Annotated in this window: 20 protein-coding genes; 10 read left to right on the top strand and 10 right to left on the bottom strand. The window is 63.3% G+C overall.

Annotated elements, in window-relative coordinates:
* The first annotated feature begins 58 nt into the window (after nt 1–58).
* Nucleotides 59–4,717 carry a hypothetical protein gene (locus tag L9B60_RS30360; protein WP_249674889.1) on the top strand — a complete coding sequence of 1,553 codons (4,659 nt, stop codon included), beginning with the start codon at nt 59–61 and terminating at the stop codon, nt 4,715–4,717.
* Nucleotides 4,718–4,761: 44 nt separating this feature from the next.
* Here the strand turns inward: L9B60_RS30360 and L9B60_RS30355 are convergent, their stop codons facing one another.
* Nucleotides 4,762–4,935, bottom strand: a complete 174-nt coding sequence (locus L9B60_RS30355; protein WP_249674888.1) for a DUF6026 family protein — start codon at nt 4,933–4,935, stop codon at nt 4,762–4,764.
* 345 nt (nt 4,936–5,280) lie between these two features.
* On the opposite strand from L9B60_RS30355, the gene gnd reads away from it, so the two are divergent.
* The 6 genes from gnd (at nt 5,281) to nudC (ending at nt 12,252) form a co-directional block, all read left to right on the top strand.
* A complete protein-coding gene (gene gnd, locus L9B60_RS30350) occupies nt 5,281–6,258 on the top strand; it encodes a phosphogluconate dehydrogenase (NAD(+)-dependent, decarboxylating) (RefSeq protein WP_249674887.1) in 978 nt (325 codons plus the stop codon).
* Entirely contained in the window at nt 6,255–7,763 is a 1,509-nt protein-coding gene (gene zwf / locus L9B60_RS30345) for a glucose-6-phosphate dehydrogenase (RefSeq protein ID WP_249674886.1), read from the top strand. Before gnd ends, zwf begins: the two co-directional genes overlap by 4 nt.
* On the top strand, nt 7,760–8,578 hold the full coding sequence (locus tag L9B60_RS30340) for a Cof-type HAD-IIB family hydrolase (protein WP_249674885.1): 819 nt from the start codon (nt 7,760–7,762) through the stop codon (nt 8,576–8,578). Before zwf ends, L9B60_RS30340 begins: the two co-directional genes overlap by 4 nt.
* A gap of 28 nt (nt 8,579–8,606) precedes the next feature.
* Nucleotides 8,607–10,406: a glycoside hydrolase family 15 protein gene (locus tag L9B60_RS30335; protein ID WP_249674883.1), complete on the top strand. Its 1,800-nt coding sequence runs from the start codon at nt 8,607–8,609 to the stop codon at nt 10,404–10,406.
* 175 nt (nt 10,407–10,581) lie between these two features.
* A complete protein-coding gene (locus L9B60_RS30330) occupies nt 10,582–11,394 on the top strand; it encodes a crotonase/enoyl-CoA hydratase family protein (RefSeq protein ID WP_249674882.1) in 813 nt (270 codons plus the stop codon).
* A 27-nt stretch (nt 11,395–11,421) separates the two neighbouring features.
* Nucleotides 11,422–12,252 carry an NAD(+) diphosphatase gene (nudC, locus tag L9B60_RS30325; RefSeq protein ID WP_249674881.1) on the top strand — a complete coding sequence of 277 codons (831 nt, stop codon included), beginning with the start codon at nt 11,422–11,424 and terminating at the stop codon, nt 12,250–12,252.
* Here nudC and L9B60_RS30320 read toward each other — a convergent pair.
* Nucleotides 12,220–12,999, bottom strand: coding sequence for a sulfite exporter TauE/SafE family protein (locus L9B60_RS30320; RefSeq protein WP_249680231.1), 780 nt, complete (start codon nt 12,997–12,999; stop codon nt 12,220–12,222). The genes nudC and L9B60_RS30320 overlap by 33 nt on opposite strands.
* Nucleotides 13,000–13,310: 311 nt before the next feature.
* On the opposite strand from L9B60_RS30320, the gene hppD reads away from it, so the two are divergent.
* Nucleotides 13,311–14,387, top strand: a complete 1,077-nt coding sequence (gene hppD, locus L9B60_RS30315) for a 4-hydroxyphenylpyruvate dioxygenase (protein WP_249674880.1) — start codon at nt 13,311–13,313, stop codon at nt 14,385–14,387.
* Here the strand turns inward: hppD and L9B60_RS30310 are convergent.
* Nucleotides 14,384–15,088 carry a CSS-motif domain-containing protein gene (locus L9B60_RS30310; protein WP_249674879.1) on the bottom strand — a complete coding sequence of 235 codons (705 nt, stop codon included), beginning with the start codon at nt 15,086–15,088 and terminating at the stop codon, nt 14,384–14,386. The two genes, hppD and L9B60_RS30310, sit on opposite strands and share 4 nt — an antisense overlap.
* A gap of 222 nt (nt 15,089–15,310) precedes the next feature.
* Nucleotides 15,311–16,201 carry an AraC family transcriptional regulator gene (locus tag L9B60_RS30305; RefSeq protein ID WP_249674878.1) on the bottom strand — a complete coding sequence of 297 codons (891 nt, stop codon included), beginning with the start codon at nt 16,199–16,201 and terminating at the stop codon, nt 15,311–15,313.
* Between the two features lie 181 nt (nt 16,202–16,382).
* On the opposite strand from L9B60_RS30305, the gene L9B60_RS30300 reads away from it, so the two are divergent.
* Complete coding sequence (locus L9B60_RS30300; RefSeq protein WP_249674877.1) at nt 16,383–17,435, top strand: NAD(P)-dependent alcohol dehydrogenase; 1,053 nt, start codon at nt 16,383–16,385, stop codon at nt 17,433–17,435.
* A 1,144-nt stretch (nt 17,436–18,579) separates the two neighbouring features.
* On the opposite strand, the gene L9B60_RS30295 is transcribed toward L9B60_RS30300, so the two are convergent.
* The 5 genes from L9B60_RS30295 to proP all read right to left on the bottom strand — a co-directional run bounded on the left by L9B60_RS30295 (nt 18,580) and on the right by proP (nt 23,428).
* Complete coding sequence (locus L9B60_RS30295) at nt 18,580–19,536, bottom strand: lysylphosphatidylglycerol synthase domain-containing protein (RefSeq protein ID WP_249674876.1); 957 nt, start codon at nt 19,534–19,536, stop codon at nt 18,580–18,582.
* Entirely contained in the window at nt 19,533–20,759 is a 1,227-nt protein-coding gene (clsB, locus tag L9B60_RS30290; protein WP_249674874.1) for a cardiolipin synthase ClsB, read from the bottom strand. Before clsB ends, L9B60_RS30295 begins: the two co-directional genes overlap by 4 nt.
* A complete protein-coding gene (locus L9B60_RS30285) occupies nt 20,756–21,532 on the bottom strand; it encodes an endonuclease/exonuclease/phosphatase family protein (RefSeq protein WP_249674873.1) in 777 nt (258 codons plus the stop codon). The genes clsB and L9B60_RS30285 overlap by 4 nt, the downstream gene beginning before the upstream one ends.
* Before the next feature lie 140 nt (nt 21,533–21,672).
* Entirely contained in the window at nt 21,673–21,828 is a 156-nt protein-coding gene (locus L9B60_RS30280; RefSeq protein ID WP_249674870.1) for a DUF2986 domain-containing protein, read from the bottom strand.
* Nucleotides 21,829–21,925: 97 nt separating this feature from the next.
* Nucleotides 21,926–23,428, bottom strand: a complete 1,503-nt coding sequence (proP, locus tag L9B60_RS30275; protein ID WP_249674869.1) for a glycine betaine/L-proline transporter ProP — start codon at nt 23,426–23,428, stop codon at nt 21,926–21,928.
* Between the two features lie 334 nt (nt 23,429–23,762).
* Between proP and L9B60_RS30270 the strand changes: the two genes are divergently transcribed.
* On the top strand, nt 23,763–24,458 hold the full coding sequence (locus L9B60_RS30270) for a tRNA (adenine(22)-N(1))-methyltransferase (protein ID WP_249674866.1): 696 nt from the start codon (nt 23,763–23,765) through the stop codon (nt 24,456–24,458).
* A gap of 1 nt (nt 24,459) precedes the next feature.
* Here L9B60_RS30270 and L9B60_RS30265 read toward each other — a convergent pair whose 3' ends face one another.
* The gene (locus L9B60_RS30265) at nt 24,460–26,523 is read right to left on the bottom strand and encodes an FUSC family protein (protein ID WP_438866042.1); all 2,064 of its coding nucleotides are present in this window, start codon (nt 26,521–26,523) and stop codon (nt 24,460–24,462) included.
* Nucleotides 26,524–26,539 lie beyond the last annotated feature (16 nt).

Genomic DNA, 26,539 nt, shown 5'->3' with positions numbered 1-26,539 from the left:
GGCTTGAATGCCCGGGGCCCTGGCCTTCGCCGGGGCAACACGCAAGGATACGCGGTTCATGGACACAGACCTGTCACTGGGGTCGCAGATTGCGGCCCACTCCACCCTTGCCAGCGCCGTGGCCAGGCAGTTTGCCTCCCGCCCATCGCTGTACGGCAGCGCAGCCCGCCTGCTTGGCGCACAGATGCGCGAATACTATGGCAACCTCGATTTCAAACCCGAACAGACCTGGCTGGCCGTGCCGGATCAAGACCCGGTCAGTGGAAAAACCCTGGGCTATTCGCTGAGCCCGGTAGTGCCGCTGTTGATCGACCTGTACCTGAGCGATCGCACGCTGAACCTGGAGCAGGGCTTTCATTTCCTCACCAGTGATCAGCAAGCCCCCGTGGCGGCGACGTTGAACGTGCGCATGTTCACTTTCGAGCTGTTGGTCAACGAAGCAGCCGGGTTGCTCCTGACCGCGTTCATGGATGACCTCAAGGATTACTGGAACGTGGTATTCATCGACGGTGGTAGCCGCTGGGCCTGGCTGTCGCGTTTCCTGCACCTGGAGTTCGAGCGGCAGGTCACTATAGCGGCGGTCACGGTTACGCTGGATGCCGAGCCGTTGGCCACGGGTTTGGCGCTGGATGCGTCCCCGCAGTGGGCTGATCGCCAGGATGCCGACCCTGATCACCCGGTCAAGGCCTGGCTACTGAACGTCGACAGCATGGCGGGGGACGCGGCGCTGACCTCGATGTTGACGCCGATGCTGGTCATCAGCCGTCATTTCGCCGAATCCAACAGCGATGTGTATCTCTGCTACCTGCCGTTCAGCCCCTTGCAGGCCTACGCGGGCCTGCAAGCCATGGCCGAGGGCCTGGGCGCACAACTGGGGCGCGAGCTGACCGGTGAGCGCCTGGAGCTGTCATTGCTGCCCTTGGCCGCCCATGCGTTCGATGCCCAGGCCCAGGCGTTCCTGGAGCAGCAGTTGCACCTGGTGGCGGCCCTGGGCCCGGCCTGCCGGCTGCTGGGCGGTGATGCCTCGATGCTGGCTGGGGCCATCAACGACGTTACGGCGTTCAAGGGCTTCGAGGCGCCACGCCAGCAAGCCGGGCTGTCGCGCCTGGAGGCAGCCCTGCCGCCGTGGCTGGCCAAGGCGACGGGGCCTGATCGCCAGGCGTATGCCGAGCACATCGGCAAGTTGGCCGTGGCGACCCGGCGCGCAGGCGGGCGCACGTTCCTGAACGGGGTCCCGAGCCTCGAGGCGTTCGCTGCCAAGGCTCTTATCGAGCGCATGGCCAGTGATCACCCCGGTGAGGCGGTGCCGGCCTTGGCGGACATCGAGGTGCACGTGGTCACGGTGCCCAATGCGCTGCTCACTATCGTCAACGCCGGGGATGCGGTGATGCAGGACGTGCAGGTGTCGCTGGTCGATTTCGCCCTGTTCCAGCAGGCGGGGCGCCCGCGTGGGCACCTGGTGGTGCACCCGCGGGCCGGTGCGCATTTGCCAGCGTGGGTGGATGCTGCCAGCGTGGTGCAATTGATCGAGCACGTTGACGCCGGCCAGCAGTACATGCAGTTGCTCAAGGCCACGTTGGTCAATGGCCCTGACGTCGCCGACCGCCAACAGCTGTTTGCCGCGCAGCTTGTGCAGCAACTGCCGCTGCTGGCGTTGGAGAACGTGCTCAAGGGTGAACACGGCTTCACCCGTGCCGGCTACCTGCTGGTGGCGGACCTGATGGAAACCGCCCGGTTGGCCAGCGTGGCACGCTCGCGCATTCGTCGCCTGGCGATCAAGGCGCGTGACGGTGATACAGCAGATGGCGTGAGCAACATGTACGTGATCGACCACCCGGGGCTGGCAAGCGGGCCGTGCGTGCTGTACCGGCCGTTGTTTCGCCAGCCGTTGCGTGAATTTGCCAATGCCGCCGCATTGTTCAATGCCATCTGCGATGCCGGCGAACTGCAAACCGCCGTGCTGGCCTGGATGAGCCCGCAGGCGCGTGCGCGTTTTGGCCAGGGTGGTTTTACCGAGCCGCACGTGCTGCGCTTTGGCGCCGGCTCCGACAGCGCGCCACTGAGCCGCCCGCTGCCGGCTCGGCTCGACTGCCAGGCCTTCGACGATCCACTGCTGCCAGCGCTTTACCAGGCCAACGTACAGGCCCTGATCGAGATCGCCGATCGGCAGTCCATCAGCGCCGAACACAGCCGATGGCTGGCCTATGGCGAATTGGCCTGGGTACTGTTCAACGCGCTGCTGCCGTTGGCCAGTGGCGCACTGGCGTCGGCAGGCTGGCTGGTGCAAACCCTGGCGACACTGGACCAGCAATTGGCCGCCAACCCGCAGGGCGATGTGCAAAAAAGCCATGAGGCGCTGGCCGAGTTGATGTTCAACATCGCGTTGTTCTTGCTCGGTGAAGGCTTGGGGCTGGTGACTGGGGCCGATACGGCGCTGGGCCGTCGCGAGGCCCTGGTGTCCGTGAATGAGGCCTTGCCACGCCTGCAAGCCAAGGCGTTGCTGCACCCGGCGCCAACGTTGGGGGCGGTTGCCTCGGCGCTGCCCACGCAACTGGACTTCAGGTTCGCCAATGCCAACCGCCAGTTCACCGCCGCCCAGCGTACCTTTATCGCGACGCTGCGGGTAAAGCCTGCCGAGCCTCTCGGGGGTGCGGTGCCGCGCGGCCCCGAGCAAGGCCTGCACTGGCAGGGCGGGCAACTGCTGGCCCGAGTTGCCGACGACTTCTACAGCGTGGTGGCCGATGACGGCGCAGCTCAGGTGCTCGACCCGCTGACGGGTGCGCGCAGCGGCCCGTGGCTACGTCGCGACGAACTGGGCCGCTGGCAATGGGACAGCCGCTTGCGCCTGGCCGGTGGCGGCCCGGCCAAGCGGCGGCTGCAGGCGCGAGCGGAAAACGAGGCGGCCGAAAGTGCAGCGCGCCTGGTGCTGGCCGACTATAGCGTGCGTTATCCGCCTTTGTTCGAGCGCTGCGCCAGCCTGGGCCATCAACTTGACGAAGCAGCCGCAAATAACCCGGCGCAGTTGCCGGCACTGCGCGAGGAATACCTGGTGCAGGCGCAAAGTTTGATCGAGCTGATGGACCAGGCCCAGGTTGCCCGCGAGCGGGTCAACCGGCGCACGGTCATGCCGCACTTCAATGAACTGGGGGCGGCCGGCTACGCGGCCATGATCGAGTACGCGGCGAATATCGGCAGCGTACTGCTGGCCAAGCTCCGCACGCTGGTAGCGGCCAATCCGCTGTTCCTTACTGTGCCCAAGCTTGCTGAAGTCAAGGCACTGGCCGCTGGCGACACCCTGGTGGTCGGGCAAGTGCTGGCCTTGCTCGAACGCCATCTGGGCTGGCGTGAGCGCATTGATGGCTGGCGCACTGCGCTGCTGGGCATTCCTGGGCATGGCCCACGGGCGCTGGTACGGATGGACGTCATGCTGCAGCGGCACAAAAGCTTCATGGCGGTGGCTTCTGCGCTGCTGCAGATGCACCTGTTCAGAGGGCTGACGGCATTCGTGCATGATCCGCTGACCTACAAGCGCCTGGTAGCAATCATGAAGCCTGCGCACCTGGCGGTGATCAGCCATGCGCAGTTGCACGAGCCTGCGCAGGCGCTGAGCCTTGAATCGCAACTGGAAGTGCTGAACAGCGCCCTGGACAGCTATGCCCAGGCCCAGGACGGCGCGCAGATGCTGCGTGACGAGGTGCTTGACGATGCCTGGGAAGCGTTTGAGCCATTCCTCGCCTTGTTGCAGCGGGTTGCTGACAGGGCCGCCCTGGAGATGGCCGAGGGCGTGCGCGAACAGGCCAGCCAGGCCGAGGCGGATCGCCCGCCCGTGGCCAGTACCAGTAATCGGGTGGTAATGCGCCTGCGTAACCGACGAGTCTTGATTGGCAGGCGCAAAGCGGGCCAGGTTGCCGGCGAGCGCGAAGTGGTGGAGGTTGCCAACGCCCTGGATGACAAGGTGGTGGCAGCCTTCGAGCAAGCACCGGACGGGCAGTGGGGTGAGGTGCCCACGCCGGCGGTCGCGCCACCGCCGGTGCCGGTATTATGGCCGGCCTTGAACACGGTCCTGGGTAAGGCGGACACGCTGCTGGCGCTGGCCGCGCCGGCCATCGCCCGTAGCCGTGACCATGCGCGACGTGCCTTGCGCCCGGTCGAGGTGCAAGAAGACCTACAGCGCCAAGCCAGCCAACTGGCTGCTGCCGGGGACGGGATCCAGGCGCTGCTGGAGGCTGAAAATGCCGTGCCACTGCCCAATCGCCGGCGCCTGGCACAGGCCCGGCTGGCCAAGGTGCGCGAAACGGTCGCGCAAATGTTGGAGCAGGGTCGCCTGATGCGTGTGGCGCGCACCCAGGAACTGGCCCCGCAAGTTTTTCACGTGCACTACCTGCTGGAGCAGCAAGCTGTCACCATCGAGCCACTGAATGACCGGGTATTTCTGGAAGGGCCTCGCGGGCGCAAAGACTACGTCGATGAGTACGCCATCAAGGATACCCAAGGCAAGGTACTGTGGTACGCCCACTTCCACTACCCGGGCAAACAGACGCCCGCAGCCAATTTTACCGCGGCCCATCTCAAGTGGGCGGCGCAGCGCAAGGTTGGGTTACAGAAGCAGATTGCCCAGGCGCGTGACAACCAGGAGGTGACGGCGATCTGGCGGGCCGCCATTGGTGCCCAGGATGCACGGGAGCTATTTTTGTCGCGGCGTAAAGGCCGTCAGTAATGAAAGCATGTTGCGCAGGCCTTGGCCTGCGCAACACCGGCACGTCAGGCGATGCGTGCCTGGCTGTGGACGGGGGGTTGCACCTGCATCAGCAGGGCGGTCATCTGTGTGAGTTTTTCCTGCAGGGCGTCGCGTTCGGCCTTGAGGTCTCGCAGCTCGTCGCGGCGGATGGTCACGTACAGGGTTTGGGATGGAGTTGCTGGCAGTAAAGTACCCATTGCACACCTCGCAAATGGTCAGACACAACATGAGAGTAGACGATCCTGGCGGTTGTCCAGCCAGGCTTGAACTCTCTATCGGCGCCGATTCTGATTTCTTTTGAGTGGCAATGGAACTTTTTTATTTTTCATGGTCCCTGTGTCGTTTTTACCCAGTTGGGCAAGTGCCCGTGATTGTTGGGCAGCCGGTTGTGACAGGCGCTTTATCGTTTTTTCTTGCACGACGAACGGTTATTCCTTCAGCTTGTGCGAAACTATGTGCGCTACCCCTGTACTAAGCTGGGGTAGGAAATTGAATTTGTAAGGTGTGACGCACCTTTTTTTGTAGCGAGTGGAGCACCTGGCATGCAACTGGGAATCGTGGGACTGGGCCGCATGGGCGGCAACATTGCGAGAAGACTGATGCGTGGCGGCCATACGACGGTGGTCTTTGACCGCAATCAGGCGTCCGTTGAAACCTTGAGCAATGAAGGCGCCGTGGGCGCTGCCGACCTGGCCGCACTGGTCGCACAGATGGACACGCCGCGCGCTGTCTGGGTCATGCTGCCTGCGGGCGCACCGACCGAAGAAACCATCCAGCAGTTGGCACAGCTGCTGGAGCCGGACGATGTGATCATCGACGGCGGCAACACCTTCTACAAGGACGACATTCGTCGCGGCAAGGAACTGGCCGAGCGCAACCTGCACTACGTCGACGTCGGTACGTCTGGCGGTGTCTGGGGCCTGGATCGCGGTTTCTGCATGATGATCGGCGGTGAGTCGGCCATCCTCGAGCGCCTCGATCCGCTGTTCGATTGCCTGGCACCGGGCATCGGCGACATCCCGCGCACCCGTGACCGCAAGTCCGACGACTCGCGCGCCGAACGTGGCTACATCCACGCAGGCCCTGCAGGTTCGGGCCACTTCGTGAAGATGATCCACAACGGCATCGAGTACGGCATGATGCAAGCCTTCGCCGAAGGCTTCGACATCCTGAAAACCAAGAACGCCGACAGCCTGCCTGTAGACCAGCGTTTTGACCTGAACCTGGCCGACATCGCCGAAGTCTGGCGCCGTGGCAGCGTGGTCTCGTCCTGGCTGCTGGACTTGACTGCCGACGCCCTGGCGGTCGATCCAAAGCTTGATGCCTATTCCGGCTCGGTGTCCGACAGCGGCGAAGGCCGCTGGACCATCGACGCCGCCGTTGAACAAGCCGTACCGGTGCCCGTGTTGGCCGGCGCGCTGTTCGCCCGTTTCCGCTCCCGTCAGGAAGCCACCTATGGCGACAAGATGTTGTCGGCCATGCGGTTTGGTTTCGGCGGCCACGTAGAGGTTCCTAAATGAGTCGGGCCAAGTCCAAGATCGATGCGGCTCCACCCACTACGTTGTTTCTCTTTGGCGCCCATGGCGACCTGGTCAAACGCCTGCTGATGCCGGCGTTGTACAACTTGAGCCGTGACGGTCTTCTGGACAATGGCCTGAATATCGTTGGCGTCGATCACAATCAGGTGAGCGACGCCGATTTTGCCGCCAAGCTGCACGATTTCATCATCGAGCAGGCGCGCAGCAAAAGCCCGGAGGGCGCCGACAAGGCGCTCGACCCGGCGCTGTGGAGCAAGCTGGCCAAGCGCATCAGCTACATCTCCGGGGATTTTCTCGATGACGCCACCTACCAGGCGATCAGCGAGCGCATCACGGCCAACCGCACCGGCAACGCGGTCTTCTATCTTGCCACCTCGCCGCGTTTTTTCAGCGAAGTGGCCCAGCGTCTGGGCGCAGCCGGCCTGCTCGCCGAGCAGCCCGACGGCTTTCGCCGGGTGGTCATCGAAAAGCCCTTCGGGCACGACCTGGCCTCGGCCGAAGCCCTGAACGCCTGTCTGCTCAGCGTCATGAGCGAAAAGCAGATCTACCGGATCGACCATTACCTGGGCAAGGAAACCGTCCAGAACATTCTGGTCAGCCGGTTTTCCAATGGCCTCTTCGAAGCCTTCTGGAACAATCACTACATTGACCACGTGCAGATCACCGCCGCCGAAACGGTAGGGGTCGAAACCCGTGGCAATTTCTACGACAGCACCGGCGCGCTACGCGACATGGTGCCCAACCACCTGTTCCAGTTGCTGGCGATGGTGGCGATGGAACCGCCGGCCGCCTTTGGCGCCGACGCGGTACGTGGCGAGAAGGCCAAGGTGGTGGGGGCGATCCGCCCCTGGTCCAAGGCCGAAGCGCTGAAAAACTCGGTGCGCGGCCAGTACACGGCGGGCGAGGGCGACAAGCCCGGCTACCGCCAGGAACCCAAGGTAGACCCGCAAAGCCGCACCGAGACCTTTGTCGCGCTCAAGGTGATGATCGACAATTGGCGCTGGGTGGGCGTGCCGTTCTACCTGCGTACCGGCAAGCGCATGAGCGTGCGCGACACCGAGATCGCCATTTGCTTCAAGCCGGCGCCCTACGCACAGTTTCGCGATACGGAAGTCGAGCGTTTGCAGCCCAACTACCTGCGCATCCAGATCCAGCCCAACGAAGGCATGTGGTTCGACCTGCAAGCCAAGCGGCCAGGCCCTGCGCTGGAAATGGAAAACGTGGAGTTGGGCTTTGCCTACAAAGACTTTTTCCAGATGCAACCGTCCACCGGCTACGAAACCTTGATCTACGACTGCCTGACCGGTGACCAGACGCTGTTCCAGCGCGCCGACAACATCGAGAACGGCTGGCGCGCCGTGCAGCCGTTCCTCGATGCCTGGCGCGAGGGCGGCAAGGTGGACAGTTATGCAGCCGGCGAGGACGGGCCGGAGGCGGCCGACGAGTTGCTCGGCCGTGACGGTCGCGTCTGGCATCCGCTGGGATGAGTGAACCGATCAAACTGGTCCTGAGCGACATGGACGGCACGTTGTTGATGCCCGACCACAGCATTGGCCCGCGGGTGCGTGATGCCTTGGCGCAATTGCGTGCCGCCGGCGTGCAGTTCAGCCTGGCCAGCGCCCGCCCGCCCAGGGCCATGCGCGCGCAGGTGCTGGAGCTTGGGGTCGACCTGCCCACTGCCGCGTTCAATGGCGGCACCTTGGTCAACCCGGACGGCAGTTACCTGGTAACCCACCCGATCCCGGTCGATGCGGTGCGGGCCAGCCTCCAACTGTTCGCCCGCCACCCGGTGGCGGTCTGGGTATTCGCCGATGACCTGTGGCTGCTCAAGGACACGCATGGCGATTACACCAGCGTCGAGCAACATGCCTTGGGCTACGGCCCCACGTTGGTCGATGACTTTACCCCCTACCTTGACCGCGTCGACAAGATCGTCGCGAGCAGCAAAGACTTCGACCTGCTGATTGAACTTGAACGTACCCTGGCGCCGCTGATCAAAGGCCATGCGTTAGGCGTTCGTTCCCAGGATTACTACCTGGATGTGACGGCCTTGCTGGCCAACAAGGGCGACGCCCTGGCTGCACTGGCCGAACACGTGGGCGTGCCCTTGGCGCAAACGGCGGTGATTGGCGATGGTGCCAACGACGTGGCCATGTTCAAGCGCGCCGGGTTCTCCATCGCCATGGGCCAAGCGAGTGCCAGCGTGCGCGAGCAGGCCTGCGCCGTGACCGACAGCAACTCGCAACAGGGTGTGGCGCGGGCCATTGTCGAGATGATCTTGCCCAGGGCCGCCCGCGACTGAATTCATCTTGCACAAGGGTTTGATCACCATGGCAGCATTGATTGAAGACTACGCATTGCTCGGCAACTGCAGGACCGCCGCGCTGGTCGACAAGCAGGGGTCGCTGGACTGGTTGTGTTTCCCGCGCTTCGATTCGCCGGCCTGTTTCGCGGCGCTGTTGGGCGACGAAGAAAACGGCCGCTGGAAGCTCAGCCCGCGCGAGCCCGTCCAGCACGTCAGCCGCCGCTACCGCGAAGGTACGCTGATCCTGGAAACCACCTTTCACACCGCCAGCGGCAAAGCCGTGCTGATCGACTGCATGCCGTTGGCCGAGCACAGCAGCGTGGTTCGCATTGTGGTGGGCCTGGAAGGCTCGGTGGATTTCGACATGGACCTGGCCATGCGCTTCGACTACGGCAGCAGCGTGCCGTGGGTCGAAAAAGTCGACCCGCTGACGCTCACTGCCGTGGCCGGTCCCGAAATGCTGGTGCTGCGCAGTGCCGCCGCCTTGCATGCCATGGATCACCATACCGGCAGCCGGTTCAGCGTTACGCCCGGCAAGCGCTGCGTGTTCACACTGTCCCACCAGCCGTCCAATCTGCCCCTGCGCGAAGGCTTCGACGGTGAGGGCGCGGTGGCCGAAACCGAACGTTTCTGGCTGGAGTTCTCGGACCGCTGCCCCGACGTCGGCCCCTGGAGCGAGCAGGTCAAGCGCTCGCTGATCACCCTCAAGGCCATGACCTACCACCCCACCGGCGGCATCGTCGCGGCAGTGACCACCTCCTTGCCCGAACGCCTGGGCGGTGAACGCAACTGGGACTACCGCTACTGTTGGCTGCGCGACGCCACCATGACCCTGCTGGCCTTCATGAACCTGGGCTATTACGAAGAGGCCGCCGCCTGGCGCGAGTGGCTGATGCGCTCGGTGGCCGGTAACCCCGAGCAAATGCAGATCATGTACGGCCTGGCGGGCGAGCGGCGCCTGCCGGAATATTCGCTGCCGTGGCTGGCCGGCTATGAGCACTCGCAACCGGTGCGCATCGGCAACGCCGCGGCCAACCAGTTGCAGCTGGATGTGTATGGCGAAGTCGCCGACGCCTTGAACCTGGCCTACAAGGGCGGCCTGCCGCGCCACCCGCGCAGCGCGGCGATCTCGCGCGTGATCATGCCGTACCTGGAAAAAATCTGGCACCAGCCCGACGAAGGCCTGTGGGAGATACGCGGTGAGCCGCAGCACTTCACCCACTCCAAGGTCATGGCCTGGGTGGCCTTTGATCGCGCCGCCAAGCTGGCCGAAGACAACGACGAGGGCCGGGCGCTGGCCGCGCATTTTCGCCAGGTGGCTGCGCAGATCCACCAGCAGGTGTGCGAGCAGGGCGTGGACCCCACGCTTAACTGTTTCGTCCAGGCCTATGGTTCGCCGCACATGGACGCCAGCTTGCTGCAAATCGCCCTGACCGGCTTTTTGCCGGCCGATGATCCGCGCTTTCTGGCCACCCTTGAGCAAATCGAAAAGCGCCTGCTCAAGGGTGGCCTGTTGCTGCGCTACGACACCGAAAGCCTGGACGACGGCCTGACCCCAGGGGAGGGGACCTTCCTGGTGTGTTCATTCTGGCTGGCGGACGTTTACGTGTTGCTCGGCCGACAGGGCGATGCCCAGCGCCTGTTCGAACACCTGAGCGGCCTGTGCAACGATGTTGGCCTTTTGGCCGAACAGTACGAACCGGCCAACGGCCGCATGCTCGGCAACTTCCCCCAGGCCTTCAGCCACCTGGGCATCATCAACACGGCGCTCAACCTGCACCGTGCCCAGTGCCCGGTGCAGGATAGGGCCTCGCGGTCAGCCTGACAGCGCGAGTTGCCTGTTTCGCGGATGAATCCGCTCCTACCGACCCTGTAGGAGCGGATTCATCCGCGAAACAGGCGCCACCTATCACAGGCCTTGTCCGGTTTGCCCTTCGCGCGTCAAAACTTCGCGGGCTATAGTGGTGCGATTCACTTCGCCACAACAAGGACCGCTCTCCATGCCCGACTACCAGGCCTTTCGCGTCGAACTCAAAGACAAGATCGCCCACGTGCAGATCAATCGCCCGGAAAAGATCAACGCCATGAACGCGGCGTTCTGGTCGGAAATCGTCGAGATCTTCCAGTGGATCGATGACACCGACGAGGCGCGAGTGGTGGTGCTCAGTGGTGCCGGCAAGCACTTTTCATCCGGCATCGACCTGATGATGCTGGCCTCGGTGGCCAATGAACTGGGCAAGGACGTGGGCCGCAATGCGCGTTTGCTGAGGCGCAAGATCCTGACCATGCAGGCCTCGTTCAATGCCGTGGACAACTGCCGCAAGCCGGTGTTGGCCGCCATCCAGGGTTACTGCATTGGCGGCGCCATCGACCTGATCGCGGCCTGCGACATGCGCTATGCCGCCGGCGACGCGCAGTTTTCGATCAAGGAAGTGGACATGGGCATGGCCGCCGATGTCGGCACCTTGCAGCGTTTGCCGCGTATCATCGGTGACGGCATGCTGCGTGAGCTGGCCTATACCGGGCGCATGGTCGATGCCCAGGAGGCCCAGCGGATCGGCCTGGTCAACCGCACGTTTGCTGATCAGGCGGCGTTGCTCGACGGGGTCTTTGCCATTGCAGCGCAAATTGCGGCAAAATCACCGATCGCAGTCACCGGCACCAAAGAGATGATCAGCTACATGCGTGATCACCGCATTGATGACGGCCTGGAATACATCGCCACCTGGAACGCCGCCATGCTGCAAAGCACGGACTTGCGCGTGGCGGTCGCGGCCAGCATGAGCAAGCAGGCGCCGCAGTTCGACGACTGATCCAAAGGCCCAAGGAGTAGAAACCCGATGTCGCCACGCTGGACCACCGCAGTACTGGACCCCGCACAGCCCGGTGGATGGGCCGTGGCCCGTTGCGCCCAAGGTTTTTTGTTCGATGCCAATGGCGTGCTATTCCCCCGTGACTGGCTCAAACGCCAGGACCTGGCCGTGTTGGCCGAGCATGGCATCGGCCATTTCGACGGGGAGCCGGTGTTCCTGCTGGAGCTTCGCGGCCATGAAGAGGTGCCGGGCTGCCAATGGCAGGGCCTGCGCGCATTCATGATGGAAGGCGACTTCGACACCTACAAGCTGCTGGCGTACGCCGCGCAAATCGGTACCTGGGCTCGCGAGCACCGCTTTTGCGGCAGTTGCGGCCAGGCCATGACGCAAATCCACTGGGAGCGGGCCATGTACTGCGAAGGCTGCGACCTGCGCAGCTACCCGCGTATCTCGCCCAGCATGATCGTGTTGATCACCCGCGGCGACCAGATCTTGCTGGCGCGTTCGCCGCGCTTCGTCACCGGTGTCTACAGCACCCTGGCCGGGTTTGCCGAGCCGGGTGAGTCGGCCGAGGATTGCGTGCAGCGCGAAGTGATGGAAGAGGTGCAGCTACGGGTCAGGAATATTCGCTACCTGGGCAGCCAGTGCTGGCCGTTCCCGCACTCGATGATGCTGGGCTTCCATGCCGAATACGAAAGCGGCGACATCGTGCCCCAGGCCGACGAGATCGAGGATGCCCAGTGGTTCAGTATCCATGATTTGCCGCCGTTGCCAGCGTCGCGGTCGATCGCGCGGTACCTGATCGACCACTACGTGGCCGAGCAGCTAGGCCTGCCCGAACCAGTGCTGCCAGGCTAGGCGCACGGTCAGCCCCAGCACCACGGTGATGAACACCGGGCGAATGAACTTGGCGCCGCCGCTGATGGCGGTGCGTGCGCCAAAGAAGGCCCCGACCATCAGGCACGAGCCCATGGACAGGCCAATCAGCCAGTCCACCTGCCCATTGATGATAAACACCACCAAGGCCGCGGCGTTGCTGACGAAATTCATGCTGCGGGCCACGCCGCTGGCGCGGACCAGGTCGATGGGGTACATCAGCAGGCTGCTCACGGTCCAGAACGCACCGGTGCCAGGGCCGGCCACGCCGTCATAAAAACCCAGCAGCAGGCCTTGCGGTGCCTGCCATTTCTTCTTGATGGGGGCATCGACCTCCAGCGTCGCCTTGGGCGTGCCGCCGAACAGCAGGTAGATACCGCAGCCTAAGACGATCACCGGCAGCATCTTGTTCAGCCATTCCGAAGGCAGGTAATGCGCCACCACCGCGCCGATCAGCGCGCCCACCAGGGTGCCGACCAGGGCGTGGGTCCACTGGCGCGGGTGGAACAATTTGCGCCGGTAGAACGTGAAGCCGGCGGTGGCCGAACCGAAGGTGGAACTCAGCTTGTTGGTGCCCAGCACCAAGTGCGGCGGCAAGCCGGCAGTCAACAGGGCAGGGGTGGTGAGCAGGCCGCCGCCGCCAGCAATGGCGTCGATGAAGCCGGCGACGAACGCCACGGCCGCGAGGATGAGCAGGGTGGTGGGGTCGGTGCTGAGTTCAAAAGGCATGGCTTGGGGCTTAATCGGCAGGGTTGCGAAGGTGCGCATTTAACCACAACCGGCGCGCGGCGTAAGGCTTGGCGTGGGCTGCTGCCAACAACCCGAGACAAACGCCGTTACGCCCTGTAGAATCAATTTACGCATACAATAATAAGCCCGCAGGGCAAGGGTCGACCTTGAAAAGACTCGGTAGCAAACTCATCTTCGGCGACTTTCTCGCACGCAGCGTGCGCGGTATTCCCTGCGCGCCTCCCGCCCCACTCGACAGACCCGTTGCTTAACTTTTAGGTTAATTACTGGACTTGCCGAGGAGCCACATCATGGCTGACATCTTCGAAAACCCGATGGGCCTCATGGGCTTCGAATTCATTGAATTCGCATCGCCCACCCCTAACACGCTCGAACCAATCTTCCAGATCATGGGCTTCACCAAGGTCGCCGAGCACCGCTCCAAGAACGTGCACCTGTACCGCCAGGGCAGCATCAACCTGATCCTCAACAACGAACCCAACAGCGTGGCCTCCTATTTTGCCGCCGAGCACGGGCCGTCGGTGTGCGGCATGGCGTTTCGCTGCACTAACGCGCACAAGGCCTACGCCCGGGCGCTGGAGTTGGGCGCGCAACCGATCGAGATCCCGACCGGGCCGATGGAGCTGCGCCTGCCGGCCATCAAAGGCATTGGCGGCGCACCTTTGTACTTGATCGACCGCTACGGCGAGGGCAGTTCGATCTACGACATCGACTTCAATTTCCTCGAGGGAGTAGACCGCCACCCCGTGGGCGCGGGCTTGAAGATCATCGACCATTTGACCCATAACGTGTACCGCGGGCGCATGGCCTATTGGGCTGGGTTCTACGAGAAGCTGTTCAACCTCCGCGAGATCCGTTACTTCGACATCAAGGGCGAATACACCGGCCTGACCTCCAAGGCCATGACCGCGCCGGATGGCATGATCCGCATCCCCTTGAACGAAGAGTCGTCCAAGGGCGCGGGCCAGATCGAAGAGTTTTTGATGCAGTTCAACGGTGAAGGCATCCAGCACGTGGCGTTCCTTACCGATGACCTGATCAAGACCTGGGATGCGTTGAAGGGCATCGGCATGCGCTTCATGACCGCACCCCCGCAGACCTATTACGAAATGCTGGAAGGCCGGCTGCCGGGCCACGGCGAGCCGGTGGGTGAACTGCAGGCCCGTGGCATCCTGCTCGACGGCTCGTCGGACGCCGGCGATCAGCGCCTGTTGCTACAGATATTCTCGGAAACCCTGATGGGGCCGGTGTTCTTCGAGTTCATCCAGCGCAAGGGCGACGACGGGTTCGGCGAGGGCAATTTCAAGGCCCTGTTCGAATCCATCGAGCGCGACCAGGTACGCCGCGGTGTGTTGAGCACCGACTAAGCCTGCCGGGCGGGGCGGCTGTCACGGTTGAATAGCCAGTGGCAGACGCCGCCGGTCAACACGCCCAGCAACAACAAGCTGCCCAGCATGGCAACGGCTTCGCGCTTGAACAGGGTGCGGGCCATGCCGGCCGGGTAACCGCCGTGGATCAAGTAGCCATGCACCGCCGACTGCTTGAGCACGTGATGATCCTGGTGATCCGGGATCTCGCCATTTTCGATGCTGCCGCCACTCCACAGGAAAGCGTCGCCCACCTGCAAGATCAGCGTTGCTTCATCACCGATCAAACGCAAGGTTTCGGCCAGCATGCGGCCGTCGATCACTGCCCGCACGGCCTTGTCGTCCTGGCTCAACCGGTACACCAGTGATCCCGCGTGCGGCGTCACCACGTTGCCGGCACGCAGCCACAGCCGGCCATTGAGGTAGTCGGCCGGCATCACCGGCATGCTGTAGTGGCCGTAGAGCGAGCTGCAATAGGCCTGCCCGTCGCTCACCAAATTGGCCGAGCGTATATGCGGCTCACGGGTGACTTCCTGGCGCAATGTCTGGACCACGTCGTCGCAGGCCTGGCCGGCCAATGGTAGCAGGCGCTCGGCCGAATGGGCGGCCAACGAGAGTATCCGATCCAGTTCATGCACACTGCGTGCGGTGTCGTGCTCCACGGCCGCGCGCAGGGAGCGATCGACTTGCCAGTGCAGCATGCCAATCCCCGTGCCAACGGGTATCAACGCCACGAGCACGGCTAAAACCAGGGCTTTGGGGTTGCGAGGTAAAAATTTCCTAGGGGGCATGATGAACAGTTCCTTCTGTCGTCTGGGTCACATCCTTCGACCAGCATACGATTGCCACGCCAGTGCGGCGAGGGAAGGGCGGTAAGGCGTGGCGGCGCACGCTGTCAGTTTTTACACCGCTGTGCGCAGGCTTTATGCCAGGCGTTCTTGCACCGGGCTGCGCTCGAAGTAGCGCTTGTACTCGCGGCTGAATTGCGAACAGCTCTGGTAGCCCACGCGGTTGGCCACCTGGCTCACGTTCAACGGCTCGCTGCTCAAAAGCGCCTGGGCCTTGAGCAGGCGCAGGCGTTTGACGTACTGCAGGGGCGAGGCCAGGGTGCTGCGCTTGAAGTGTTCGTGGAAGGTCGACAGGCTCATGTTCGCCCGTCGCGCCAAGGCCTCCACCTGCAACGGCTCGGTGTAGTGCTGGTGCAGCCAGGTCAGTGCGTCGGCCAGGCGGGCAAATTGCCCTTGTTGCTCCACCAGGGCACGCAGCGCCCCACCTTGGGGGCCCAGCAAGGCGCAGAACACCACCTCGCGAATGCGTGCCTGGGCCATTACCGCCCGTTGCAGCGGATCGTGCAGGCACACCAACAGGCGCTCCACCGCCTCGCGCATGCGTGGGTCCAGTTCTGCGGCGGCCATCGAGGAGGTGGTTTGCGGGCCAGGCAGTGGCTCGGCACTGGGGCCCAGCGCTTGCACCAGTTCAGCCAGCACACCGCGCTCGATCTGGATGGACACGCCCAGCAAGGGTTGCTTGGGGGTGGCGAAGGTTTCGTACTCGAACGGCACCGGCAGGGCCTGGACCAGATAGTGCCCGGCGCCGTACTCCAGGGTGCGTTCGCCCAGGTACGCCAGTTTACTGCCTTGGGCGATCACCACCAGGCTGGGTTCGTAGATCTGCGGCGAGCGCGCGACATTGCCGTGGGCGCTGATCAGGTTGATCCCCTTGATGGCGGTGGGCAGGAAACAATCACCCAGCGCCAGGGGTTCCAGAAGGGCGACCAGGCGGGCGTTGGCTTCAAGGTGCAGGGTCAGCGACATCGGGTTTCCGGCAGGCAAAAAGATCGAGACTGGCATGATCGCAAATTTTTGCCACGGGCGAACGTTTGCCGGAGGAATGGGCAAGCATCCCGGAGGATCGGCCATGGCCGGGGGTGGTAACCGTGCGGACAATGCATCGCCTCCAAGGGCCTAGGCCCGTTGTTCGTTTCAAGAGGTCTGCATGTCCAAAGCACTGGGTTACGCCGCGCTGTCGTCCACATCCCCCCTGGCGCCCCTGGCATTTGAGCGTCGCGCGTTGCGCGCCGACGACGTCGCCATCGATATTCTCTACTGTGGCGTGTGCCACTCCGACCTGCACCAGGCCCGCAATGAATGGGGTATCGCCGTGTACCCGCTGATGCCGGGCCACGAGATCGTCGGGCGGGTGACTGCGGTCGGCCCGGCGGTCACCCGCTACCAGGTCGGTGACCAGGTGGGCGTGGGCTGCATGGTCGATTCGTGCCGCCACTGCGACGCCTGCCACGCGGATCTGGAGCAGTATTGCCTGCAGGGCCCGACCATGACCTACGCCACGCCTGACCGGGTGGACGGCAGCAACACCATGGGCGGTTATTCGGACAAGATCGTGGTGGCCGAGCACTTCGTGGTGCGTATCCCCGAGGCGCTGGCCCTGGCATCGGCGGCGCCGATCCTCTGCGCGGGCATCACCACCTACTCGCCGCTCAAGCATTACGGCGTCAAGGCCGGGCACAAGGTCGGCATCCTCGGCATGGGCGGCCTGGGCCACATGGGCATCAAGTTCGCCAAGGCCATGGGCGCCGAAGTCACGGTGTTCACCCGCTCGCAAAGCAAGGTGCCGGAAGCCCATAAGCAAGGCGCCGACCACGTGATCGTGTCTACCGACGCGGCGCAGATGGCCGCCGCGGCCGAGCACTTCGATTACCTGCTGGACACCATCCCGGTGCAGCACGACCTGAACCCCTACCTGCAAACCCTGAAGTTCGACGGCGTGCACATTCTGGTCGGGCTGATCGAGCCGATCGAACCTGCCGTGCACGCCGGGCATTTGGTGATCAAGCGTCGCGTGCTGGCAGGCTCCTTGATCGGTGGCATCGCCGAAACCCAGGAAGTGCTGGATTTCTGCGCCGAACACCGCATCACCTGTGACATCGAGATGCTCGACATCCAGCAGATCAACGAAGCGTTCGAGCGCATGCACGCAGGCGACGTGAAGTACCGCTTCGTGATCGACATGGCGACGCTAAAGGGCTAATCGTCCCGCTCTGTAGGCGCGGATTTAACCGCGAAGGCCATACCTCGGTGTATCAGGCATACCGCGTCGGCCTTTTCGCGGATAAATCCGCTCCTACGGGGGGAACGCAATCAATCTGTAGGAGCGGATTAACCGCGAAGGGCATACCTCGGTGTATCAGGCATACCGCGTCGGCCTTTTCGCGGATAAATCCGCACCTACAGGGGGAACGCAATCAATCTGTAGGAGCGGATTTATCCGCGAAGGGCATAACTCGGTGTATCAGGCATACCCCGTCGGCCTTTTCGCGGATAAATCCGCTCCCACAGGGGGAACGCAATCAATCTGTAGGAGCGGATTAATCCGCGAAGGCCATAACTCGGTGTATCAGGCATACCGCGTCGGCCTTTTCGCGGATAAATCCGCTCCTACAGGGGGAACGCAATCAATCTGTGGGAGCGGATTAATCCGCGAAGGCCATACCTCGGTGTATCAGGCATACCGCGTCGGCCTTTTCGCGGATAAATCCGCTCCCACAGGGGGAGCGCAATCAATCTGTGCCGCGAAGGGCATACCTCGGTGTATCAGGCATACCGCGTCGGCTTTTTCGCGGATAAATCCGCTTCTACAGGGGGAACGCAATCAATCTGTAGGAGCGGATTAATCCGCGAAGGCCATACCTCGGTTTATCAGGCATACCGCGTCGGCCTTTTCGCGGATAAATCCGCTCCTACGGGGGGCACGCACTCGATCTGTAGGAGCGGATTTATCCGCGAAGGGCATACCTCGGTGTATCAGGCATACCGCGTCGGCCTTTTCGCGGATAAATCCGCTCCCACAGGGGGAACGCAATCAATCTGTGGGAGCGGATTTATCCGCGAAGGCCATACCTCGGTGTATCAGGCATACCGCGTCGGCCTTTTCGCGGATAAATCCGCTCCTACAGGGGGAACGCAATCAATCTGTGGGAGCGGATTAATCCGCGAAGGGCATACCTCGGTGTATCAGGCATACCGCGTCGGCCTTTTCGCGGATAAATCCGCTCCCACAGGGGGAACGCAATCAATCTGTAGGAGCGGATTTATCCGCGAAGGGCATACTTCGGTGTATCAGGCATACGGCGTCGGCCTTTTTGCGATAAGCCTGCCCACCCCAGCGGTGCGCTCTATCGCGGATAAACCGGTTGCGCCAAGGCTTTGCGCTTGGCCAACCGCTCCAGCACCAGGTACATCACGCAGGCCACCAGCAACGGCAGCAGGAAGTACAAGGCGCGGTAGCCGATCAACGCCGCCAGCAGGGTGCCCTTCGAATAGCTGCCCTGCAGCAGGGTGATGAAGATTGTCTCCAACACCCCAAGCCCCGCCGGGATATGGGTGATTACCCCGGCGATGCTGCTGATCAGCAGCACCGCCAGTATCGTCGGGTAACCGACCTTGTCCGGCAGCAAGGTATATATCACCAGGGCCATCAATGACCAGTTGAGCGCTGCCAGGCCTGCCTGCAACAGGGCAAAGCGCGCGCGCGGCAGGGTGATTTCATGGCCACGCAGCTGCCAGCTGCGTTTTTTCGCGAAGGCGCAGGCCAGCACATAGGCCAGCGCCACCAGCACCATCGCCACCCCGATCAGGCGCAACCCCAGCGCGCCGATCTTCACGCTGTCGGGCAAGGCCGGCAAGCCCATGGCAAAGACTGCGCCGCCAACAAACAAATACCCCAGCCAGTTGGTCACCAGGCCCAGGCTCATGATTCGGGTGATGGTGGCCACGCTCAGGCCCAGTTTGCCGTAGAGCCTGTAACGCAAGGCAATACCCCCCACCCAGGAGCTCAGGTTGAGGTTGAAGGCGTAGCACACGAACGCCAGCGGCAGCACTTGGCGCGTGGGCAGAGAGTGCCCGGTATAGCGTCGGCCCAGCAGGTCATAGCTGCTGAACACCAGGTAACTGGCCAAGGCGATGAGCCCGGCCAGCAACAGGGTGGTGGTCTTGTAGCCTTGCAGCGCACGGCCTACCTCTTGCCAGTCCAGGTTGCGGATCAGCAAAAACAGCATCACCGGGACCAGTACGAAGAACACCGCCGTGAGTGCGCGCTTGGCCCACTTCCAGCCTTTGCGTGGCGTGTTCATGGGGCGTTGCCGCTGGCCGATTCCACCGGCTCCTTGATCACCGGGCCCAACGGTGCCAGCTTGGGCGAGTGCGCGGGGAACATGCCGACAATGGCCGGAAAATGCCGCAGCAGGTGAAAGCTCAGAAAGATCAGCGGGGCGCGCCACCAATAGCCGCGCAGTACCCGCTGCAGGGTGATCGACTTGCAACTCTGCTGCGCCAGCGCTTCCAGGTGGTCATGCAGGCGCTGGTTGAACGCCTGGTCACGGATGAACAGGTTGGCCTCAAGGTTCAGCGACAGGCTCAGTGGGTCCAGGTTGCTGGAGCCCACGGTCGACCATTGGCGGTCGATCACCGCCACCTTGCCGTGCAGCGGCCGGTCGCAGTATTCACGGATCACCACGCCTTCGCGCAGCAAGTAGTTATAGAGCAGGCGCGAACACAGGCGCACCAACGGCATGTCGGGCATGCCTTGCAAAATCAACGTCACGCGCACGCCCCGGCGCGCGGCATCGCGCAAGGCACGCAGCACCCGGTAGCCGGGGAAAAAGTAAGCATTGGCCACGATCAGCCGTTCCTGGGCGCTGCCAATGGCTTGCATGTATTGGCTTTCGATGTCGTCGCGGTGGGCCTGGTTGTCGCGAATGCACAGCAGCATCGCCGCCTGGGCACTGTCGGCCTCGATCGGCAAGCCCCGGGTGCGCCACGGCCTGGGATGGCGGCGCACGCGGCTGGTTTCGTCGAGCAGGGTCAGGGTGGCCTGGTGCAGGTCGGCGACGATCGGGCCGCGCACCTGCACCGCATAGTCCTGCTTGGCCATGGGGCCAAAGGTCAGCAGGTGGTCGGCGCTGTAGTTGATGCCGCCGACAAAGCCGGTTTCGCCATCGATTACCACGATTTTGCGGTGCAGCCGGCGGAACAGGTTGGTGCGCATGCCCATGATTTTGGGTTGCGGGTCGAAGGCCTGCAGGCGCACACCAGCCTCCACCAATTCGCGCAAGAAATGCGTGCTCAGGTCGGCCGTGCCATAGCCGTCCACCAACACTTCGACGCGCACCCCGCGCCCGGCCGCTTCGATCAGCGCCGCCTGCAACTCGCGGCCCACCTGGTCTTCGAAGAGGATGAAGGTTTCAATCAGCACTTCTTCGCGGGCGGCCCGAATCGCGGCAAACACTGCCGGGAAGAACTCCTCGCCATTAATCAGCAGCTGCACCTGATTGTTGTCGCGCCAAGGTTGCTTCACAGGTGCACCTCCACGGCCAACGGTACATGGTCGGACAGGTGCGACCAGGGTTTGCGCGACAACACCCTGGGCTCCACGGCCCGGGCGTTGCGCAGGTAGATGCGGTCCAGGCACAGCAGCGGCCAGCGCGCCGGGAAGGTGCGCGCCGGCGCGCCATAGGTACGGGCGAACACCTCGAGCATGTCGCAGCGGGCGAGCAGGGCGTCGGCGCGTTTGCGCCAGTCATTGAAGTCACCGGCGACGATCACCGGCGCGTCGATGGGCAGGCTGTCCAGCAGCCGGCACAGCAACTGCAATTGCTGCTCGCGCTGGCGTTCACCCAGCCCCAGGTGCACGCACACGGTGTGCACTTCCCGGTGGCCGGGCACGGCCAGCACCGAATGCAGCAAGCCACGCTGCTCGGTGCCGCTCACGCTTACGTCAAGGTTGTCATGGCGCAGGATCGGGAATTTGGAGAGCAACGCGTTGCCGTGTTCGCCATCGGGGTACACCGCGTTGCGGCCATAGGCAAACACCGGCCACATGCTGTCGGCGAGAAATTCGTACTGCGGCACGTCCGACCAATTGTCGAAGCGCTGGCCGTGCAGGCGGTGCATGCCCAGCACTTCCTGCAAAAACACCACGTCGGCCGACAGCGTACGTACGGCCTCGCGCAGCTCAGGCAGCACGAAGCGGCGGTTCAGCGGGCTGAAGCCCTTGTGGGTGTTGACCGTGAGGATACGCAAGCGGTTGACTGCAGGCACCTGCTCGGGCAACGGCTGAGGATTGGGCATGGGGCGATCTTCCTGGCGGGTTGCTCTAAGTCTGGGACTCGGGGCTGTTCAGGAAGTTTCTTTTTTGGGGGCGAGGAAGGGGGGCGATGGGAAGACTTAGCCGGTCCCCCCACAAAGACATCAGGCAATAAGCAGGGCCTTCACTCGGCGTCGATCGCCCCGTCGACCGCTTGCTCCGCCAGCTTTGCCCGGTCAGCCTTGCTGATGTATTTGTCCTTGTTTTGCGGTGCCAGCTTGGCACTGGCCTTTTGGCGATTGGCCTTTAATAACTGGTTGATCTTCTTGCGACGGTTCATCGGTTCTACTCAGCTTTAAAATTCTTCTGTGATGTTAGCATTATGGCATTCAGCCGGCGCCTCAGGGAGAGGATGAGGTGAAGGCGCCGGCCATCATTTAGTTGATGCGCGGATGCTGCTGCACCAATTCCTCGCGCTTGGCCTGCAACTCGGCGATCTGTGTGTCGATGTCTTCGATCTTCTGTTCGATGTTGTCGTGATGTTCCTGCAGCAGCTCTCGCGCTTCGGCGATATCAGACGCAGCGGGCGCCGCGCCACGCAGCGGTTTGTTGGCGGTTTCCTTCATGGTCAGGCCGGTGGCCAGGCCGATCAGGGCCACCACCATCAGGTAGTAGGCCGGCATGTACAGGTTGTTGGTGGTTTCCACCAGCCAGGCGGCGGCGGTGGGGGTCAGCCCTGCGACCAGCACCGACACGTTGAAGGCGCTGGCCAGGGCGCTGTAGCGGATGTGGGTGGGGAACATCGCCGGCAGCGTCGAGGCCATCACCCCGATGAAGAAGTTCAGCAGCACGGCCAGTATCAGCAGGCCTGCGAAGATCAGGCCCAGCTTGCCGCTGGTGATCAGCATGAAGGCCGGTATGGCCAGCACGAACAGGCCGACGCTGCCGATGATGATGAAGGGGCGGCGGCCCACCTTGTCACTCACAAAGCCGAAAAACGGCTGCACGAACAGCATCCCCACCATGATCGCGATGATGATCAGCACGCCGCGGTTTTCGCTGTAGTGCAGGTTGTGCGACAGGTAGCTGGGCATGTAGGTGAGCAGCATGTAGTAGGTGACGTTGGTGGCCACCACCACGCCGATGCAGGTGATCAGGCTGCGCCAGTGCTGGGTAGCCACCTCTTTGAACGACACCCGGGGGCCGCCGGCCAGGCCTTCGCGGTCACCTTGCTCCAGTTTTTCGACATGCTGCTGGAAGGCCGGGGTTTCCTCCAGCGCGTTACGCAGGTAAAGCCCTAGCAGGCCCAGGGGCAGGGCGAGGAAGAACGGCAGGCGCCAGCCCCATTCCTGGAACTGGTCTTCGCCAATCACGGCGGAAATCATCACCACCACGCCTGCGCCCAGCACGAAGCCTGCGATCGAGCCGAAGTCCAACCAACTGCCCAGGAAGCCGCGCTTGCGGTCGGGCGCGTATTCGGCGACGAAGATCGAGGCGCCGGTGTATTCGCCGCCCACCGAAAAGCCTTGGGCCATTTTGGCCAGCAACAACAGGATCGGGGCCCAGATGCCGATGGTGGCGTAAGACGGAATCAGCCCGATGGCAAAGGTGCTCAGTGACATGATCACAATGGTGGCCGCCAGCACTTTTTGCCGCCCGTAACGGTCCCCCAGGGCGCCGAAGAACAGCCCGCCCAGCGGGCGGATCAGGAAGGGCACCGAAAAGGTTGCCAAGGCCGCGATCATTTGCACGCTGGGGTTGGCGCCGGGGAAGAACACCTTGCCCAGCACGTAGGCGACAAAGCCGTACACCCCAAAGTCGAACCACTCCAGCGCGTTGCCCAGCGCTGCAGCGGTGATCGCCTTGCGCATCTTGACGTCGTCGACAATGGTGATGTCTTTCAGGCCGATGGGGTTGATGCGTTTTTTACGTAATTTCATGCGCGTTACTCTGTCCCTGACGTGTCGTTTCAGCCCGCAGGCAAACGAATGATGCGCTTGGTGTGCCCGCCAACGTTGCGCGGGCCCAAGCTCTATGGCATCAGATACAAAGGGACACTAAATAATTCCCCGTAGGAGCGGATTCATCCGCGAAAGCCGCGACGCGGCATGCCTGATGCAACGCGGCGGCCTTTTCGCGGATCAATCCGCTCCTACAGACGCCGAGTCGGCGCTGTCAAAGCGCCATTGGTATTGTGACTGCTGCCACTGCAAGCACTTGAAAATCACGGCGCTGCTCGACACAATCGCGCCCTGAGTGAAAAGGGGCCTGCAGTTGAACGAACAGACATTGTCCATGCGCCTTGCGCGCGTGGCGGCGCATGTGCCTGCCGGGGCGCGCCTGGCCGACATTGGCTCGGATCACGGTTACCTGCCGGTAGCGGTGCTGCGCCGTGGCGCTATTGTGGCGGCAGTGGCGGGCGAGGTGGCGTTGACGCCGTTTCAAGCGGCCGAACGCACCGTGCGCGAGCATGGCTTTAACGCGCAGATCAGCGTGCGCCTGGCCAATGGCCTGGCAGCGATCGAGCCGCAGGACCGGATCACGGCCGTCAGCCTGTGCGGCATGGGCGGCGAAACCATCCGCGACATCCTCGACAGCGGCCAGTCGCGCCTGCGCGGCCAGGAGCGCTTGATCCTGCAGCCCAACGGCGGTGAGCAGCCCTTGCGCCAATGGCTGATGGACAACGGCTACCGCATCCTCTGTGAAGAGGTGCTGCGCGAAAACCGCTTTGACTACGAAATCATCGTCGCCGAGCGCACCGGGCCTGTGACGTATACCGCCCAAGAGCTGTACTTCGGGCCGTTGCAGATGCAGGCCCGCAGCGCGGCGTTCCTGCTCAAGTGGCAGCGCAGGCTGCGCGAGAAACAGCAGACCCTGGCCCAGTTCGCCCAAGCGCGCCATGCCGTGCCCGAGCACAAGGTGCAAGCGGTCGTTCGGCAGGCGCAGTGGATCACCCAGTTGCTGGCCTGAATCACGCTGAGCCAGGCCGGGCCGCCGGCGGTGAAGGCGCGCTGGCGCACCAACCCTGCCAAATGGACTGCACCTGCAGCGCCGCTGCCCGCGCCAGTTCCTGGCGGCGCGCCGTCAGTTGTGTATCGGCGTCCAGGACCTTAAGCAGTCGTTCACTCGGCGCATCCAGCAGGGCCTCTTGGCCAGGCGCCGGTGCGCCCTGTTTCAGCAGGCGGGCGAGGTCGCGCAAATACCGTTCACGCTCACCTGCCAACGCTGGGGCAGCTTCTACCAGGCACCCGCGCAGGTGCAGTAACTCGCCGCCCAGGTCCAGGCCATTCAGGCCGTTTTGCCAGTGCAGGTCGGGTTCGTCCGGGTGCTGGAGGCGATAGCGTGCCAAGCGCATCAGGCGATCGGCCATGCGCCCGCCAAACCAGCCCTCGGCCTGATCCAGCGGCCGCCGGGCCAGCTGGGAAAGGTCGGCCAGGGATGCGTGTATCAGCCGACGATAGTGGCGCAAACCCGGCGTCAAGGTCACCAGCTTAAACACCACCACCGAGATCCCGACGCCGAACAAGGTGGCCAGCGCCTTGTTAAGGAACTGTTCCAGGTCATAGCTCATGACGTTGCTGGGCGCGACGTTGTTGACGAAGAAGATGCAGAACGAGGCGGCGATGGGGGCGATGCTCGGCTGGCTCAGGCACAGCGAAGCCATGAACAGCGGTACACCCAACCCCAGGCAGAGCATGGGAAAGCCTTCCCAGCTGGGCAGCAGGGCGAAGGCGACGACCGCGGCCACGGGCACCGACAGGGCGATGCCCTTGAGAAAATTCATGGCCGCGGCACCCGGTGCCTCGCGCCCGGCGTACAGGCTCAGCACCACCCCGCAGATCGACACGGCCCCGAGCCCGGCTGGCCAGGCGGTAAACACCCACAGCGCAGCCACGGCCAAAAATGCCAAGGCACTGCGCAGGCCGGCCAGGGCACCTTGCTCAAGGTCGCGGTGCCAGGCCAGTGGCCCCGGGGCTTGGCTGATGGCCTGGCCTTGCTCCAGCGCCTGCAGGGTTTGCACGGCCACGGCGGCCAGGCGCACCACCACCGTCAGGCGCATCAGGCAGGTATGCACCTGCGGGGCCATGGGTGTGTCCAACAGGTATTCATCCAGCAGCACAGCCTGCTGGTTGAGGGCGGTTTCGCTGCCGTCCGCCAAGGCTTGGGCCACACCATCAATCAGTGGGTCAAGGTAGGTTCTGGCGGCGTCATCCAGCATCGAGCGCAGGCGTGCCACGCCACGGGCAACGCGCAACAGGCTGAGCAAGTCGCGGCTCATCACCCGCAAGGCCTGGCCGCGCAGCCGGCCCAGAGGCCCCTCGAAGGCGGCGTGATCGCGCTGGGCATCCACCGATACGATCCGCCCCAGGGCTTGAAGCAGGCCTTTGCGCTGATCGACACCTAGCAGTTCCGAGGCCGCCGCGGCCATGCCGGTTTTCCAGGCGTCGCGGGCTTGCACCGCCAGTTGCCGTTCGATGCGCTGCGGCCACAGCACGGTGCTGATCAGCGAAGCGCAAATGATGCCCAAGGTGATTTCGAACAGCCGCGCCTGGGCCTGATCGAATACGTTCAATGGCGCGGTGGTGGCCGGCAAGGCAATGATCGCCGTGGTGTAGCCGGCCAGCACAAAACCGTAGGAGGCATTGTTGCGATACAGCGACGCGCCGGCCGTGCAGAAGCCCAGCCACAACGCCATGCATGACAGGAACAACACGGGGGCCTGGCCAAACAGCGCGATCATGCCTAAGGACACCACGGCGCCAACCAATGTCCCCAGCAACCGGTACGCGCCCTTGGACAGCACCATGCCGCTCAACGGCTGGCTGACGACGAACACCGTGGTCAACGCCCATTGCGGTTGCTGCATGTCCAGTATGAAGGCCAAGTACAGTGCCAGGCCGCCAGCCATCATGTTTTTCAGGGCAAATTGCAACGCCGGTGTCGTGGGGCTGAAGACCGCCTTGAAAAAATCGTTCACTGCGCGCGGCAAGGTAGGCGCCCCTTGAGTGATACATAGCAAGCTAAAGATTAGCATGATATCTATATCGGTA

It is taken from the genome of Pseudomonas abieticivorans, assembly GCF_023509015.1.
GTDB classification, from domain to species: Bacteria; Pseudomonadota; Gammaproteobacteria; order Pseudomonadales; family Pseudomonadaceae; genus Aquipseudomonas; species Aquipseudomonas abieticivorans.
The sequence above is the reverse complement of the archived record's forward strand: the minus strand, read 5'-3'. Positions and strand labels throughout refer to the sequence as shown.